Here is a 14858-nt window from a genome sequence, read left to right on the forward strand (position 1 = left end):
TTCCCTACGGTGCGTGAGCGTGGGGTCAGCCTTCCATGACCTGTCCGGTCAGGCCGGAGGCGAGCGCGTCCAGGCAGGTCCGCGCCGTCCGGTGGTGGTCGGTCGTGAGGACCGCGTTGACGCGGACGTCGTCGGCTGCCCATTCGGAGGCCAGGGCTCGGGCCAGCTCGGCGGTCGCCGCACGGGCCGGGGCGGCGACGCTGCCGTCGCCGCCGTCTGCCTGGAGGACGAGGGTGCCGCCGGTCTCGCGCAGGAGCGGGTACGCGGCCCTGGCGACGTTCGACGCCCCGAGGCAGGCCAGGGCCAGGGCTTCCGCGTCGGCGTCCGCGAGCGAACCGGGGCGCGGCCCCGCGAGGTGGATGACGTGGTGCACCGGGCCCGCCTCGGCCAGGGCCTTGGCCGCCTGCTCCTCCGTACGGGCCAGATCCGCGGGGAAGCACCGCACCACCGCGCCGTATCCGGACGCCAGGGCGGCGAGGTCGGCGCCGTCGCCGAACACCGCGACCGTGCGGCCGGAGAGGACCCGCCGGTAGTCGGGCGGGGCGGGCGCGGGCGTGCCGGCGGCGGCCAGGCGCAGAAGCTGGTCGGCGATGGACAGGTCGATCGGGTGGGTGACCTTCATGTTGCGCTCGCTGCCCGGCACCAGGTAGATCGGCACCTCCGGCAGGTAACGCAGCACCACGCCGCAGTCGTCGGTCGCCTGCCGGGTGGCGAAGCCGGGATCGGCCATCGCCCGCCGGTACGCCTCGCGGATCACCGACAGCCGGAACGCCTGGGGCGTCTGCGCCCGCCGCAGCCGCGACCGGTCCAGCACCTCGCGCACGATGTCGTCCTCGGCCACCAGCACCGTGTCGGAGCTGGGGATCGCCACCTCGACGGCTTCGTACGTCTCCAGGGCGCGGACACAGTCGGTGATGATCCGGGGCTCCAGCAAGGGCCGCACGGCGTCGTGCAGGAGCACGTTGCACTCCCGCTCGCCCACCGCCTGAAGGGCCCGCCAGGTGCTCTCGGTCCGGCTCGCCCCGCCCTCGACGATCGCGGTCACCTTGCCGAAACCGCACCGCCGCACCAGCTCGCGCACCGGCTCCACGAACCCCGGCGTCATCAGCACGACCACCTCGTCGACGTCGGGAGAGGCGTCGAACAGCTCGATCGTGTGCTCCAGGATCGTCCGCCCGGCCAGCTTGATGAGCTGCTTCGGCTCACTGTGGCCGACACGCCGGCCTGTGCCGCCCGCGAGCACCACGCCGATGGATGGCAGCCGAGAAATCATAGTTCGAGGGTAACGGTACTGGTCCGTGCTATCGCGTGGCCCGATCGCTACGCTGTGTGCCACGCGCTCCCTCATCAAACGGGAGGACCCGCGCCTTGACCGACTCGCTCACCGAGAGCGGCACGATCGTGCTGCTCGCCACGACACCGGCGGCCCAGCTCGGCTGCCGCGAGGGCACGCTCACCGACCGGCTCGCGGACCAGCTCGCGACCCTGCCCACCCGCGAGGTCCAGGTGCTGACGTCGGCCGGCGGGCTCGCCGCCGACCTGCGCGTGGTGGCCAAGCTGGCGCGCGTGGCGTCGGGGCCGGTCGCCCTGCTGCCCGGCGACCTGGTGGCCCACACGGAGGCGCTGGCCGTACTGCTGGAGCACCCGGCGCGCGACACGCGGGCGCTGGTCGACGGCGAGGCCGCGGCGGGGCCGACCCGGCCGCCGCTCCGCGTCGAGGGCGGGCGGATCACCGCGGCGGGCAGCTCGTTCCACACCGTGCCGGAGGCCAACGCCGCGTTCGCCGGCGGGCTGCAGGCCGGCGAGGCCGACCTGGGCGTGCTCGCCGAGGTCGCGGAGGAGCTGGCGGAGCTGGCGGAGTCGGGCAGGCTCGGCCCCGTCACCCCTGTCGAGACCGTCGACCTGCTGCTGGTCGGGCTGGTCAGATCGGGGGTGCCGGTGCGCACGGCGGCGCTCGGGCCGCTCCACTGCGTGCGGCCCACCGGCCAGGCCTCCGCCGACGCCGCGATCGAGCGGCTCGCGGAGGTGGACGAGGACCAGGTCCGCCTCGACGGCGCGGTGAAGTCCGACGACGGCTTCTTCACTTCGTACCTCGTCTCGCCCTTGACCCGCCACCTGATCAGGCCCGCGCACGCGCTCAAGCTCACCCCGAACGCCGTCACCGGCGTCTCGGTCGCCGTGGCCGTGCTGGCGGCGGTCTGGTTCTCCGAAGGCGGCAGGGTCGCGCTGGTGGCCGGGGCCCTGCTCTTCTACCTGTCGTTCGCGCTCGACTGCCTCGACGGCCAGCTCGCGCGCTACACGCGCGGGTACACGCCGCTCGGCGCGTGGGCCGACGGGATGGCCGACCGGTTCAAGGAGTACGCGGTCTACGTGGGGCTGGCCTACGGCTACGCGGCCACGTACGGCGGCGGCAACCCCGACGGCATCTGGTTCCTCGCCGTCGCTGCCATGATGCTGCAGGCCGTCCGCCACTCGCTCCAGTTCGCGTACGCCGGATCGGTGTGGGACGCCGGCCAGGCCGGCGCGCTGCCTGCCAGGCCGTCGCGCTCGCTGCTGGAGCCGTCCGACGCCGGGCGCCGACGCCCTCGGCAGGGGCTGCTCAGGATCGCCCAGCGGGTGCGTCACGGCTCCGCGGTCCACTGGCTGCGCAGGATGGTCGTGCTGCCCATCGGGGAGCGTACGGCGCTGATCGCGGTCACGGCCGCGGTGTCCGACGCCCGGGTCACGTTCGTGGCGCTGCTCGGCTGGGGCGCGGTGGCCGCCGCCTACCAGCTCGTCGGCCGGATGATGAGGTCTGCTGAATGAGCTCTGTCCACATGGTGCCGGTGCCCCGGGGCAAGGTCGTGGCCTACCGCGACGACGGGCCGCTCTCGCGCGGCATGGGCATGCTCGTGGCCGGGCAGCTCCCGCCGCTGCCGCCGCTCGTCGCCGCCGCCTTCGTCATCGGGATCCTGCTGCTCATGGGGGTGGCGGGGGCCGGCGGGCTGGCGGTGTTCGCGCCGCTCGTCACGCTGCTGCTGGCCGGGCCGGGCAGCTCCCATCCGCACGACGGCCGGCTCGACTGGATGGCGCCGCCGATCCTGCGCGGGATCGAGTACGCCTTCATCGCCGCCTGCGGCTTCGCCCACGGTGTGCCCCCGGTGCTGATCTTCCTGCTGCTCGGGGCGGCCGCCTTCCACCATTACGACCTGGTCTACCGGCTGCGTCAGCAGGTCTACCCGCCGCCGTGGCTGGCCGCGCTCGGCCTCGGCTGGGAGGGGCGGATGCTGGTGCTCGGCATGTTCGCCCTCGTGGGCTGGGTGACCGGCGGGTTCGTGCTGCTGGCGGTGTATCTGTGGGGCGCTTTCGGGTGGGAGAGCCTCACGTGCTGGCTCGCCGCGCCCAGGACCGGGGTGCGCACGGCGGACACGGGAACGCAAGACTAACGGCGGATTACCCTCACGAGGCCGAAAGCCAACTAACCTTTGGGCCTACGTAGTCATGCTCGACTGAGGAGTGCACGTTGCTGGGAATGGTGCTGGCCGCTGGAGCCGGACGACGCCTGCGGCCGTACACCGACACGCTGCCTAAGGCGCTCGTGCCGGTCGACGGCGAGACCACGATCATGGACATCTCGCTGCGCAACCTGGCCGCCGTGGGCCTGCGCGAGGTCGTGGTCGTCGTCGGTTACGCGGCGCAGGCCGTACACGAGCGCAAGCGCGAGCTGGAGGAGCGTCACGGCGTCGAGCTCACCCTCGTGCACAACGACAAGGCCGAGGAGTGGAACAACGCCTACTCCCTGTGGTGCGCGCGCGACTACTTCGGCCGCGGCGCGCTGCTGGTCAACGGCGACACCGTGCACCCCGTCTCGGTCGAGAAGACGCTGCTCGCCGCGCCCGAGACCAGCGACATCCTGCTCGCCGTCGACGACGTGAAGAAGCTGGCCGACGAGGAGATGAAGGTCACGCTCTCCGAGGAGGGGGCGCTGCGCCGCATCACCAAGCTGATGGACCCGTCCGACGCGTACGGCGAGTACATCGGCGCCACGCTCATCCGGCCGGGCGCCGCCGAGCGGCTGGCCGACGCGCTCAAGGCCACCTTCGAGCGCGACCCGCAGCTCTACTACGAGGACGGCTACCAGGAGATGGTCGAGCGAGGCGAGGCCATCCACGTCGCCCCCATCGGCGAGGTCGACTGGGTCGAAGTGGACAACCACGACGACCTGGCCAAGGCCCGCACCATCGCCGTCCACTACTGAGGGGGCCGGATGCCGCTTCTTGCGAGGATGCTGCCCGCGCCGATCCAGATGGAGGTCAGGCGCGGTGCGGTCGCGGAGCTCGGCGCGCTGCTCGCCGACAGCAGGGTCGCCACCTCCGGCCGGGTCGCGGTGGCCGTCGGCCCCGGCCAGGGCGACCACATAGAGAGCCTGATCGCGCCGACGCTGGACGAGGCCCAGGTGTTCCGCGTCTCCGACGGGAGCGTGGAAGCCGCCGTCTCGCTCGGCGCCGACCTGCGGAAGGGCGCCTACGAGGTGGTGGTGGGCGTGGGCGGCGGCAAGACCATCGACACGACCAAGTACGCCGCCTCGCTGGCCGGCATCCCCATGGTCGCGGTGGCCACCAACCTGTCCCACGACGGCATCTGCTCGCCGACGGCCTCCCTGCTGTACGAGGGCGGCAAGGGCACGTTCGGTGTGCCGATGCCGCTGGCCGTCCTGGTCGACCTCGACTTCGTGCACAAGGCCCCGCAGTCGCTGGTCCGTTCAGGCGTCGGCGACGTGCTCGCCAACCTGTCGGCGTGCGAGGACTGGCAGCTCAGCCACGTCGAGCGCGGCGAGCCGATAGACGGGCTGGCCTGCTCGATGGCGCGCACGGCCGCCGAGGCGCTGCTCGGCAGGGCCGACTCCGTCGAGTCCGACGCGTTCCTGACCGTTCTGGCCGAGTCGCTGATCCTGTCGGGCATGTCGATGGTGGTCGCGGGCTCATCGCGGCCCGCGAGCGGTGGCGACCATGAGATCATGCATGCCGTGGACCAGCTCTTCCCCGGCACCTCCAACCACGGCGAGCTCGCCGGGGTCGGCACCGCCTTCTGCTACTTCCTGAGGGAGGACGAGGCCCGGCTCAAGCAGGTGGTCGGCTGCCTGCGGCAGCACCAGCTGCCGGTGACCCCCGGCGACATCGGGCTGAGCAGCGAGCAGTTCACCGCCGCGGTCTCGCTCGCGCCCGCCACCCGTCCCGGCCGTTACACGATCCTGGAGCACCTGCGCCTGCAGGACTCCGAGATCCGCGATCGGGTGGAGGACTATGTCCGGGCCTTCGGTCGCTGAGCTGCGCGGGGTCGCCCAGCCCGCCGGTCACCTGGAGCGCCGCAACGGCGAGCACTGGGCGGGCGTGCTCTACATGCGCAGGCTGTCGATCTACGTCACCTGGTTGATGACCAGGACGAGCGTCACGCCCAACCAGCTCACCTGGGTGATGACGGTGGCGGGGGTCGCGGCCGGGGTGGTGATCGCGCTGCCGGGGTTGTGGGCGGCCGTGGCCGCCGCCCTGCTGATCCAGGTCTACCTGCTGCTCGACTGCTCCGACGGCGAGCTGGCCCGGTGGACCGGCAAGACCTCGCTGACCGGCGTCTACCTCGACCGGGTCGGCGCCTACTTCGCCGAGGCGGCGTTGCTGGCCGGGCTGGGCTGGCGGGCGTCGGCCGTGCTGCCCGACTGGTACACCGTGCTGGGCTTCGCGGCGGCGCTCGGCGCGATCCTCATCAAGGCGGAGTCCGACCTGGTGGAGGTGGCGCGGGCCAAGGGCGGCCTGCCCGCCGCGACCGAGTCCGCCGCCGTGCAGTTCCGCTCGGGGCTGCTGGGGCTGGGCAGGCGGGTCCTGGCGGCGACCGGGTTCCACCGGATCGTGCAGCCGATCGAGCTGTCGCTGCTCGCGCTCGCGACGGCGGTGATCGACGTGGTGCGGGGCGATCTGGCGGCCACCCGGGTGCTCGTCGTGGCCTGTGTGGTCGCGGCAGGGCTACAGGTTGTCCTGCATTTGGTCAGCATTCTCGCGTCGAGGCGGCTGGCGTGATGCGATTCTCGGAACCGGCAGGGCCTCTCGTCCGTCGTATTGATCGGACATCCCCGGTTCGGTGGGGGTTCACTACCGGTTCCGATACGCTTAGCTCCACCAATATCAGGAAATAAGCCACCCAGCAGACTCGGTGATCATGAAAGATTGCTCCGCCCGTGCTCTCAACGCGTCAGGACGATGATTCGTTGAAGATCTCGTGCGTCATCCTCACCATGGGAAACCGGGTCGCGGAGCTGGACCGGGCGGTCGAGTCCGCGCTCAACCAGATCGACGGTGACGTCGAGGTGGTGATCGTGGGCAACGGCGCAGACGTGCCCGAGCTGTCCGCGACGCCCCCCGCTGGCTCGTCGGCGACCGTGAAGACGATCCGGCTCGACCACAATACGGGCATACCCGCCGGCCGCAACCGCGGGGTCGAGGAGTGCTCCGGTGACGTGGTGCTGTTCCTCGACGACGACGGCTGGTACGCCAACCAGAAAGTGGCCGCGCACGTCCGCGACCGCTTCGCCACCGAGCCCGACCTGGCCGTCATCTCCTTCCGGGTGATGGACCCCGACGGCGGCATCGGCCAGCGGCGTCACGTCCCGCGCCTGCGCGCCGGCGACCCGGAGCGCAGCTCACCGGTCACCACGTTCCTGGGCGGCGCCTCGGCCGTCCGGCGCTCGGCCTTCCTTCAGGTGGGCGGGCTGCCGGAGCGGTTCTTCTACGCGCACGAGGAGACCGACCTGGCCTGGCGGCTGCTCGGCGAGGGCTACCGGATCGAGTACGACGCCGAGACCGTGATGTACCACCCCCAGGTGCCGCCGACCCGCCACGCCGAGTTCTACCGGCTGAACGCGCGCAACCGGGTGTGGCTGGCCCGCCGCAACCTGCCGTGGCCGCTGGCGGCGCTCTACCTGCTCGACTGGGTGGTGCTGACCCTGATCAGGGAGCGCGGCTCCAAAGACTCGCTGAAGGCGTGGTTCACCGGGTTCTTCGAGGGTCTGCGCACACCCGCGGGCGAGCGCCGCCCGATGGCCTGGAAGACGGCCTGGCGCATGGTGAAGCTCGGCCGCCCGCCCATCGTCTGAAAGCCCTCGCCGTCACGGCGAGGGCTTTTCCCTGCTTGACGGCTAACACTGTTAGCCTTAGCCTTGGCTAACAGTGTTAGCCGACGCGGGAGCAGTCATGAGAAGAGCGGCGTGGGGTGGTCTGGCGATCTTCTGCCTGGCCTTCATCGTCTTCGAGGTGGCCAAGCACGGGGGAATGTCCTGGGTCACAGCGGTGGTCTTCGCGATCCTGCCGGACCTGACCATGCTCATAGGGGCGAGGAAGGCCGGCGGCGGGCGGCTGTCACCGCGGGCGGTGCCGTTCTACAACGCGGCACACCGGGCGTGGGTGCCCCTCCTGCTGCTGGTTGGATACGTATTCTGGCCGATCGGCGGAGTGCCGACGTGGACCGCCGGGCTCGCCTGGCTGATGCACATCGCCGCCGATCGCGCGTTCGGTTACGGACTACGGGAGCGGGATGGGAGCCGGCGTGTCCGAGCGGTCACGGCAGATCGTTGAGGCGGCCCTGCACCTCGTCGAGGAGGGCGGCGCGGAGGCGCTCACCATGCGGGCGCTGGCCGGGCGGCTGGGCATCCGGGCCCCTTCGCTCTACAAGCACTTCCCCGACAAGAGCGCCGTCGAGGCCGAGGTGATCGCGATCGCCATGCAGGACCTGGCGCGGACCCTGGAAGCGTCGCAGGGCGGCCTGGGAGTGCTGGCGCGGGCCTACCGCGCCTACGCGCTGGCCCACCCCCATCTCTACCGGCTGATGAGCACCGGGCCGCTGCCGCGCGGACTTCTGCCCGCCGGACTGGAGGACCGGACGGCGCTGCCCCTGGTCAAAGCCGTCGACGGTGACCCGCTGCTGGCGCGGGCCGTGTGGGCCTTCGCGCACGGCATGGTGATGCTGGAGCTCGACGGCCGTTTCCCGCCAGGTGCCGACCTCGACGGCGCCTGGCGGGCAGGGCTGGCCGCGTTCGCCCGCTAGCGGATGAGCTCGGCCTCCTCCAGGGCCATGGTGGCGTGCGCGACCGTGCCGGCCAGCAGGGGGCGCTTGGGCAGGCCCAGCTCGCTCAGCTCCTTGGCGATGGGATGGTTGCCCAGCCGGATCAGCGCGCCGCCGGGGCGCACGCGCAGGCCGCGGGTCTGGACGGTCCACGGGATGCGGCGGGTGAGCCCGTCGCGGTGCGTGTAGGCGTCCAGGGCGATCACCGGGCCCGGGCCGGGCAGCGGAGCGCCGGGCTTGACCAGCATGTCGAGCACGAGCCTGCCGTCCCTGCTCAGGACACACCGTTTGTACGGGGAGCCGAGCCGCAGGTCGATGTCGGCCAGCTCCTTCGGCACGCCCCACAGCGAGCGCCCCGCCTCCAGAGTGAAGCCCTGGTCGACCGGCATCCAGTGGACGAACGCGGCCGCGTTCCGCAGGTCGGCGAGCCCCACCGAGCCCGTCGCCCCCGGCCGACGGATCAGGAACGCCATGCCGAACTCGTGGTAGGAGTCGAGATCGCCGTCGCGGTAGTCGGCGAACACCAGCACGCAGACGGCCTTGCCGGGCAGCACCTCGGCCACGTCCAGCCCCGAATACGCGAGCACGGCCCGTGCGGCGTCGGCCCGGACCAGGTAGAGAGCGCCGCACACCATGACGTCCCGTACCCGGACGGGCATGCTCACCGTCCGGCCCTGGATCAGATGCGATGCCATGGCGTCTAGTACATCAACCGCCGGACGCCGTGACCATCACCCCACGGACCTGCTCTGTACCGCGAACGACGGGGCGCGGGCGGGAATCCCGGCCCAGCCTTCCATCCGGGCCACGAACGCCGGCGCGTGGTCCGGCCAGTGGTGGTGCGCGCGGGCGTGCGCGTGCCCGCGCGCGGCGAGGGACCGGCGCAGCTCGGGGCTCTCCTTCAGGTCGAGCACGGCGTCGAGCGCCGCGTCCACGTCCAGCGGGACCACGAAGCCGCAGCCCGCCCGCTCCACCACCCCGGCGCCCTGCGAGGTGGTCACGACGGGGAGGCCGCGGCCCAGGTAATCGAGGATCTTGGTGGGCGGCCCGGTCACCGCTGGACCGGCCAGCGACAGGCCGGCCAGCGCGCCCTCGGCCATCCGCAGCGCGTGCCTGAGCGGCACGTGGCCGAACCAGTCCAGCAGGCCGACCCGCTGGGCGTCACGCAGCAGCGGGCGCGCCGCCGGGTCGGCCTGGCCGATGAGGTCCATCCGGATGCCGTGCGGGGCCAGCCGCCGGGCCAGGCCGATGAGCTCGTTCACGCCCCTGGCGGCCGACAGCCGGCCGATGTGGACCACTCTCGTCTCCCCGGGAGGGGGCGGCTCCGGCGCCACGAGAGTGGCCTCGGGCACCACGTCCGGTGTGATCACGTGGCACCTGCGTGCGGCCCGCGCCAGCCTGGCCTCGGAGACGTCCTCGCGTACGTCCCAGACGACCGGAGGGCGGCGGTACGGCAGCGCGCGGAGGAGACGGGCGTCGTGCACGAGCAGGAGGTCGGCGCCCCGCAAGCCGCGCCTGAGAGCCGACCGGGCCCGGCCCGGGCCCGCCTCGCGCGCCACGTCGACGGCGGTGAGCCGTGGGGTGGGCGTCACGTTGTGATAGGTGAACGGCGCGACGTAGGTCACCTCGTGGCCGGCGTCGAGCAGCGCCCTGATCTGCCGATGCATGATCCGGGCGTCCTCGGGATGATGGACGACGGTGGCAACGCATACCCGCATGCGTCGATGCTCCGCGCCGACCGGGTCAAAGGCGTGAATGCGGGGGTAACTGCCGCTTAACTTCTGGAAGGACGGCGATAGAGCCAGGTCAGGCGCGGCTCCAGCACCCACTTGAAGACCGTCCGGGTCTCCGGCAGGCACAGCACGATCGCCAGCGCGAAGCAGCTGAAGCTGATCGCCAGCGCCCCGAGCGGGCCGTGCAGCCACGGCAGGTTGAGCCAGCCCTGCTCCTTGGCGATGAGCACCGGGATGCCGTGGAGCAGGTAGCAGTAGAGGGTGCGGGTGCCGAGATCGGAGTACCACGTCTCGCCCCGCGGCACCAGCGCAAGCACCGCGAAGCAGAGCGCCAGGGCGCAGACCAGCAGCCCGACGCGCACGCCCAGCCCCATGTACCAGGACAGGTCCATCTTCTCGTAGCTGTTCTTGAAGTAGAACGGCGCGAGCTTGGCCCTGGGCGCGATGAGGATGGCCACGGTGGCCGCGGCGACGATGGTGAACACCGAGACAATCTTGATCCACAGCCGGTTGAGCAGCTCGAAGTGCTCCGGCTGCATGACCAGCCCGATCACGAAGAACGGCAGCAGGCCGAAGAACCGGTCCATGCTGAAGTCACCGGAGATCTCGGAGAACCCGGCGAACAGGTAGATCGCGATCGCCACCGGGATCGGGAACTTCATCCGCTTCCACACCGGCGTCGACAGCCGCCAGAACAGCAGCGCCAGCAGATACCAGTTGAGCCACGCCGGGTCGATGATCGTCAGGCTCCACTTCTGCCCGAGGGAGAAGCGCAGCGCCGCGTAGCCGACCTCGACGATCACGTACGGCACGAGGAACGTGTCGACGAGCTTGTTGGTCTTGGCGTTGGAGTTCCAGAAGTTTCTGGACAGGTAGCCGCTGATCAGCACGAACAGCGGCATGTGGAAGGTGTAGATGAAGATGTAGAGCGCCCGGTTGGAGTCGGCGTCGAGCGTCGGCACCAGCGAGTGGCCCACCACGACGAGCGCGATGAGCACGAACTTGACGTTGTCGAGGTACGGGTCGCGCCTGCGCTTCGGCGGCCCGGCCTCGGGCTCGGGCTTCTGCGCGGGCTCGGCCTGCTCCTGGCCGGGGCGCTCGAAGAAGCCGCCGCCGCCGGGGAGCGGCCAGCGGGCCCCTGTGTTCGCCGGCCCCGCACTCTCTTCGCCGGGAACCTGGACCGGAGGGGAGTACTTGGTGTCAGACACAGGGAAGTCGCTCAGCTTCGCTCGGGGCCGGGGTACGCGACAGGCGGCGACGCCCGCGAGGGCGAGCCGCGTCGCCGACCCGAACCACCCTAGCGGGCGCCGGAGGTCCTGTCTCACGGCCTGAGGGTTACACAGACAACTTGCAGGAGCCTTACACGCAGACGTTCTTCTGCTGGGACGCGGTGATGGTGTTCTTCTCCACGGCCTCCGACAGCTTGGTGACCTTGACGGCCTTGAAGTCGGTGCCGATGACGAGCTGGAGCACCGGCCCCTTCGGCCCGTCGGCGGCCGGCGCGGTGGTGGGGGCCACCGTCGGCGTGTAGGGCTCGGTGTTGGTGGGCCTGACCTTGCCGGCCGTCGCGTCGGGCGCGGGGTTTAGCTTCTTGGTCAGCACGTCGGCGTGGTCGGCGCCGGTCTCGGCCGTCTTCGGGTAGCGGACCTCGGTGGCGGCGACCGGCTGGCCACCGGCGTCGGCGTAGTTGCCCAGCCCGGTGACCTGGAAGCCCTCCTTGGCGAGCTGGTCGGCGACCTCGCGCGCCCTGCCCGGTTCGCCGGTGGCGTTGAGCACCTGGATCCGCACCTGGCCGGGCTTGACGGCGACCTTCGGCTTGTCGGCGGTCGCGCTCGGCGTGGGCTCGGGGAGCTCGGTGTCGTTGATGATGGAGTCGAACAGCTCGCCCGCCGCCGGCTGCTCCCAGACGACGCGGTTCTCGTCCTCGGGGTCGGGGATCCACGGGACCGTGGTGAGCTTGACGCCCTTGGCGGTGAGATCCTTGGCGCTCATGCCGATGTCGATGAGCTTCTGCGGGTTGTTGGCCAGGTCGGGGTCCATGGTCACCGACTGGGCGGCCGACTTGATGAACCCGGTGAGCTTGATCGGGTCGGTGAGCAGGTCACTGCTGGTGGCCTTGGCGATGACCTTGCTGAGGAAGATCTGCTGGCGCTTGATGCGCTGGATGTCGCTGCCGTCGCCGTAGCTGCGCAGCCGCACGTAGCCCAGCGCCTTCTCGCCGTTGAGCAGGCTCTTGCCGGGCGGGAGGACCAGCTTGGAATTCTTGTCGTTGACGCCGGACTTGAGGCAGATCTCGATGCCGCCGAGCGAGTCGACGATGTTCTTGAAGCCGCTGAAGTCGACCTCGACGAAGTGGTTGATGCGGATGCCCGTCAGCGTCTCCAGGGTGGAGATCGTGCAGGCGACGCCGCCGTGGTTGTAGGCGGAGTTGATCATCGCGCGGCTGGGCGGCATCTCCTGTTTGGTCGTCTCGTTCTTGCACTTGGGGATGTCCACCATCGAGTCGCGCGGGAAGCTGATGAGCCTCGCCTGGTCGCGGTTGGGGGAGATGTGCAGGACGATGATCGTGTCGGTGCGCTTGCCGCCCGCGTCGGCCAGCCGGGCCGTCTCCTGGCCGTACTGGGCGTTGCCGTCGCCCGCGCGGGTGTCGGAGCCGACCAGCAGCACGTTGAGCGCGCCGGTGTCGCGGGGGCGGGGGTTGATGATGTCGTCCTTGACGTTCTTCTGGTCGATCGCGCCGAACGCGTCGCGGTAGGCGACGTAGCCGGTCAGCGAGCCGGCGACCATGAGGGACGTGGCCGCGATGCTGACCCAGGCCAGCACGCGCATCTTGCCGTTGCCGCCGTCTCCGCCCCGCCGGCCGCGCTCGGGCTCCTTCGGCGGAGGCGGCGCCGAGGCGGCGAGCCTGCGTGCCATCCTGCTGCCGGGCTGGGGGGACCTGCTGTCCTCTACGGACATGCCTCTGTAGTCACTCATGCGCCCCCTAGCCTCGTCGCTGCGCCTCACGCGCTGGCTCGGTCGTTCTGCGCCACGAGACTAGGTCACCGGCGGCGTCGCCGCAGCCATGACTGGAGTAATCGACCGTGACCCAGCGGTGATGATACCGGGGCAAAGCATACTCAGAGTTGGACATTTCGTGGAATAAGATCAGTAAATTCTCTACCGTTCCCGCAGGCCAGGGCCGCCGCCAGGCAGGCGAGCGGCACCGCCGGCAGCACGTACCGGTAGTCGAACTCGGCCACGGCCGCCGGAGTGATCAACAACACGACGGCCACCGACCAGGGCAGCAGCCACAGGGCACGAGGGGAACCCGGGCCCCGCCCGTACCGGAATGCCCGCCACGCCACGGCGGCGGGCGGCACGAGCAGGATCACCAGCAGGACCGTGCCGGGGATCCGCGCCACGTCCTGGTAGGCGCGCATCCATCCCGCGTACGGCTCCACGATCGAGGTGCCGATCGGGCCCTGCTCGTAGCGCTTGGCGAACTCGGTGCCGACCTGCGCCGGGTAGCGGCCCGGCGGCCCCGGCGGGGTCTCGGGGAACTGGTAGTAGCCGTAGATCTCCTGGTCGGGGTAGACCGGGCGGCCCCACACGAACGAGCGGCCCAGCTCCGCCAGCACCGAGCCGGCGTAGTCGAGCGGTTGCGTGCGGATCGCCAGCAGCGCGAAGCGCATGGCCAGGTCGTCGGTCTCCTTGGTGAACGTGATGCCGGGCAGGGCAACGATCGGCGCGTCCCTGGCCCAGATGTACTCCTGCGACGGCGGCCGCTGGTCGGCCGGGCGCGGGTCGCACAGCACCCGCAGGTCGGGCGGCGGGTCCATCTCGGCGCAGTCGGCGAACGACATCGTGCGGGCGTAGAGGAAGACGCCGTTCGCGCCGATGACGCCGACCCGCTGGTAGGTGGCGTAGAACCAGCCCCCGTACGCGAGGATCGGGACCACCGCGGCCACCAGCATGATCCAGGCCGGCCTGATCTGGCGGCGCAGCAGGAACCAGGCCACCAGCACCACGATCAACGGCTGCCCGACGGTCCTGGTGAGCGAGGCGGCGGCCAGCAGCAGCCCGATCGTGACCGCCTTGGGCCGTCCGGCGAGCGCGAGCGCGACGGCGGCGACGACCAGGAACATGAAGAGCGTGTCGGAGACGAGCAGGTGCTCCAGCTCGATCTGGTACGGCTCCACCAGCACGGGGGCGGCGGCCAGCGTCGCGATCCACCTCCGGGTGTGCCGCGCCGCGGCCCAGTAGACCAGCACCCCGGTGGCCAGCCCGAGCAGGTGCTGGGCGGCGGTGACCGCGCCGAAGGAGTGCAGCGGCTCCAGCAGCTTCATGAACATCGAGTAGCCCGCCGGGCGCACCAGATCGGGCCGGGGCCGCAGGACGGTGACCACGTAGGTGTAGGAGTCGGGGAACCACAGCGCCGGCCGGTAACCCAGCATCGTGACCACCCGCAGCGCGGCGCCGATCGCCAGGACCGCCAGAAACCACCCGTGCCGCCCGAATCCGGCCCGCTCATCCACCACGCCGCGCACGCGAGCGGCTGCTCGCCGCGCGCCCTCCCGATCTCCCCCCACGCCGCGTACGCTACCGGCCCCCGCCCGCGGCGCCGTCATCTCAAACCGGTTCCTTGTCTCCCGTCACGTCGCGGCGCTGGGTCTTCTTCCGTCCCGCCGCGTTCGCTACCGGTCCTCGTCCGCGCGCCCTCCCGGTCTCCCTACGCCGCGTGCGCTACTGGCACCCGCGCGCGGTGCCGTCATCTCGGTGCCCGTCTTCCGTCGTGCCACGTGCGCTGCGTCTTCTTCCGTCCCGCTGCGTTCGCTACCGGCCCCCGCGCCCTCCCGATCTTCCCCCTGTCACGTACGTGACCGGCCCCGCCCGCCCTGCCGGCATCCCAAGCCGGCCACGTCGTGTGCTGCCGTGGTCATCTACTCGGGCTGGGGTCTCCGGCCGCGTCCAAGATCGTGGTGTATGAGGTTCAACCACTCTGCGATCTAAATCCTATTTAAGCAGCAATAGCACTATTAGTCACACTTGCATCAG

General features: G+C 71.1%; 14 protein-coding genes. 8 read left to right on the forward strand and 6 right to left on the reverse strand.

From position 1 onward, the window contains the following. Positions 1-25: 25 nt before the first annotated feature. Entirely contained in the window at positions 26-1273 is a 1248-nt protein-coding gene (locus ACZ6YG_RS29110; RefSeq protein WP_466019726.1) for an IspD/TarI family cytidylyltransferase, read from the reverse strand. A gap of 95 nt (positions 1274-1368) precedes the next feature. On the opposite strand from ACZ6YG_RS29110, the gene ACZ6YG_RS29115 reads away from it, so the two are divergent. The 8 genes from ACZ6YG_RS29115 to ACZ6YG_RS29150 all read left to right on the forward strand — a co-directional run bounded on the left by ACZ6YG_RS29115 (position 1369) and on the right by ACZ6YG_RS29150 (position 8070). After that, entirely contained in the window at positions 1369-2805 is a 1437-nt protein-coding gene (locus ACZ6YG_RS29115; protein WP_466019727.1) for a CDP-alcohol phosphatidyltransferase family protein, read from the forward strand. Next, positions 2802-3425: a DUF5941 domain-containing protein gene (locus ACZ6YG_RS29120; protein ID WP_466019728.1), complete on the forward strand. Its 624-nt coding sequence runs from the start codon at positions 2802-2804 to the stop codon at positions 3423-3425. Before ACZ6YG_RS29115 ends, ACZ6YG_RS29120 begins: the two co-directional genes overlap by 4 nt. A gap of 77 nt (positions 3426-3502) precedes the next feature. After that, entirely contained in the window at positions 3503-4237 is a 735-nt protein-coding gene (locus ACZ6YG_RS29125; RefSeq protein WP_219543592.1) for a phosphocholine cytidylyltransferase family protein, read from the forward strand. A gap of 9 nt (positions 4238-4246) precedes the next feature. After that, entirely contained in the window at positions 4247-5305 is a 1059-nt protein-coding gene (locus ACZ6YG_RS29130; RefSeq protein WP_271276915.1) for an iron-containing alcohol dehydrogenase family protein, read from the forward strand. Beyond that, positions 5283-6050, forward strand: a complete 768-nt coding sequence (locus tag ACZ6YG_RS29135; RefSeq protein WP_148037061.1) for a CDP-alcohol phosphatidyltransferase family protein — start codon at positions 5283-5285, stop codon at positions 6048-6050. Before ACZ6YG_RS29130 ends, ACZ6YG_RS29135 begins: the two co-directional genes overlap by 23 nt. Positions 6051-6238: 188 nt before the next feature. After that, positions 6239-7123, forward strand: a complete 885-nt coding sequence (locus ACZ6YG_RS29140; protein WP_219543591.1) for a glycosyltransferase — start codon at positions 6239-6241, stop codon at positions 7121-7123. A gap of 97 nt (positions 7124-7220) precedes the next feature. Continuing rightward, on the forward strand, positions 7221-7601 hold the full coding sequence (locus ACZ6YG_RS29145; protein WP_466019729.1) for a DUF4260 family protein: 381 nt from the start codon (positions 7221-7223) through the stop codon (positions 7599-7601). Continuing rightward, positions 7573-8070 (forward strand): TetR/AcrR family transcriptional regulator, encoded by a 498-nt coding sequence (locus ACZ6YG_RS29150; protein ID WP_466019730.1) that lies wholly within the window; start codon positions 7573-7575, stop codon positions 8068-8070. Before ACZ6YG_RS29145 ends, ACZ6YG_RS29150 begins: the two co-directional genes overlap by 29 nt. Here the strand turns inward: ACZ6YG_RS29150 and ACZ6YG_RS29155 are convergent. From ACZ6YG_RS29155 to ACZ6YG_RS29175, 5 genes are all read right to left on the reverse strand, one after another. Further along, positions 8067-8783, reverse strand: a complete 717-nt coding sequence (locus ACZ6YG_RS29155; RefSeq protein WP_466019731.1) for an acetoacetate decarboxylase family protein — start codon at positions 8781-8783, stop codon at positions 8067-8069. The two genes, ACZ6YG_RS29150 and ACZ6YG_RS29155, sit on opposite strands and share 4 nt — an antisense overlap. A 36-nt stretch (positions 8784-8819) precedes the next feature. Next, complete coding sequence (locus ACZ6YG_RS29160; protein ID WP_466019732.1) at positions 8820-9806, reverse strand: glycosyltransferase; 987 nt, start codon at positions 9804-9806, stop codon at positions 8820-8822. A 56-nt stretch (positions 9807-9862) separates the two neighbouring features. Further along, positions 9863-11029: an acyltransferase family protein gene (locus ACZ6YG_RS29165; protein ID WP_466019733.1), complete on the reverse strand. Its 1167-nt coding sequence runs from the start codon at positions 11027-11029 to the stop codon at positions 9863-9865. A 151-nt stretch (positions 11030-11180) separates the two neighbouring features. Beyond that, positions 11181-12797, reverse strand: coding sequence for an LCP family protein (locus ACZ6YG_RS29170; RefSeq protein ID WP_466019734.1), 1617 nt, complete (start codon positions 12795-12797; stop codon positions 11181-11183). A 143-nt stretch (positions 12798-12940) separates the two neighbouring features. Beyond that, positions 12941-14392, reverse strand: coding sequence for a hypothetical protein (locus tag ACZ6YG_RS29175; protein ID WP_364225653.1), 1452 nt, complete (start codon positions 14390-14392; stop codon positions 12941-12943). Positions 14393-14858: the final 466 nt, after the last annotated feature.

This window comes from Nonomuraea sp. NPDC054003 (assembly GCF_055585125.1).

Coding starts and splice junctions, on each gene's coding strand:
- ACZ6YG_RS29110 (WP_466019726.1), bottom strand. CDS start 1,273: ATGATTTCTCGGCTGCCATCCATCGGCGTGGTGCTCGCGGGCGGCACA.
- ACZ6YG_RS29120 (WP_466019728.1), top strand. CDS start 2,802: ATGAGCTCTGTCCACATGGTGCCGGTGCCCCGGGGCAAGGTCGTGGCC.
- ACZ6YG_RS29130 (WP_271276915.1), top strand. CDS start 4,247: ATGCCGCTTCTTGCGAGGATGCTGCCCGCGCCGATCCAGATGGAGGTC.
- ACZ6YG_RS29135 (WP_148037061.1), top strand. CDS start 5,283: ATGTCCGGGCCTTCGGTCGCTGAGCTGCGCGGGGTCGCCCAGCCCGCC.
- ACZ6YG_RS29145 (WP_466019729.1), top strand. CDS start 7,221: ATGAGAAGAGCGGCGTGGGGTGGTCTGGCGATCTTCTGCCTGGCCTTC.
- ACZ6YG_RS29155 (WP_466019731.1), bottom strand. CDS start 8,783: ATGGCATCGCATCTGATCCAGGGCCGGACGGTGAGCATGCCCGTCCGG.
- ACZ6YG_RS29160 (WP_466019732.1), bottom strand. CDS start 9,806: ATGCGGGTATGCGTTGCCACCGTCGTCCATCATCCCGAGGACGCCCGG.
- ACZ6YG_RS29170 (WP_466019734.1), bottom strand. CDS start 12,797: ATGAGTGACTACAGAGGCATGTCCGTAGAGGACAGCAGGTCCCCCCAG.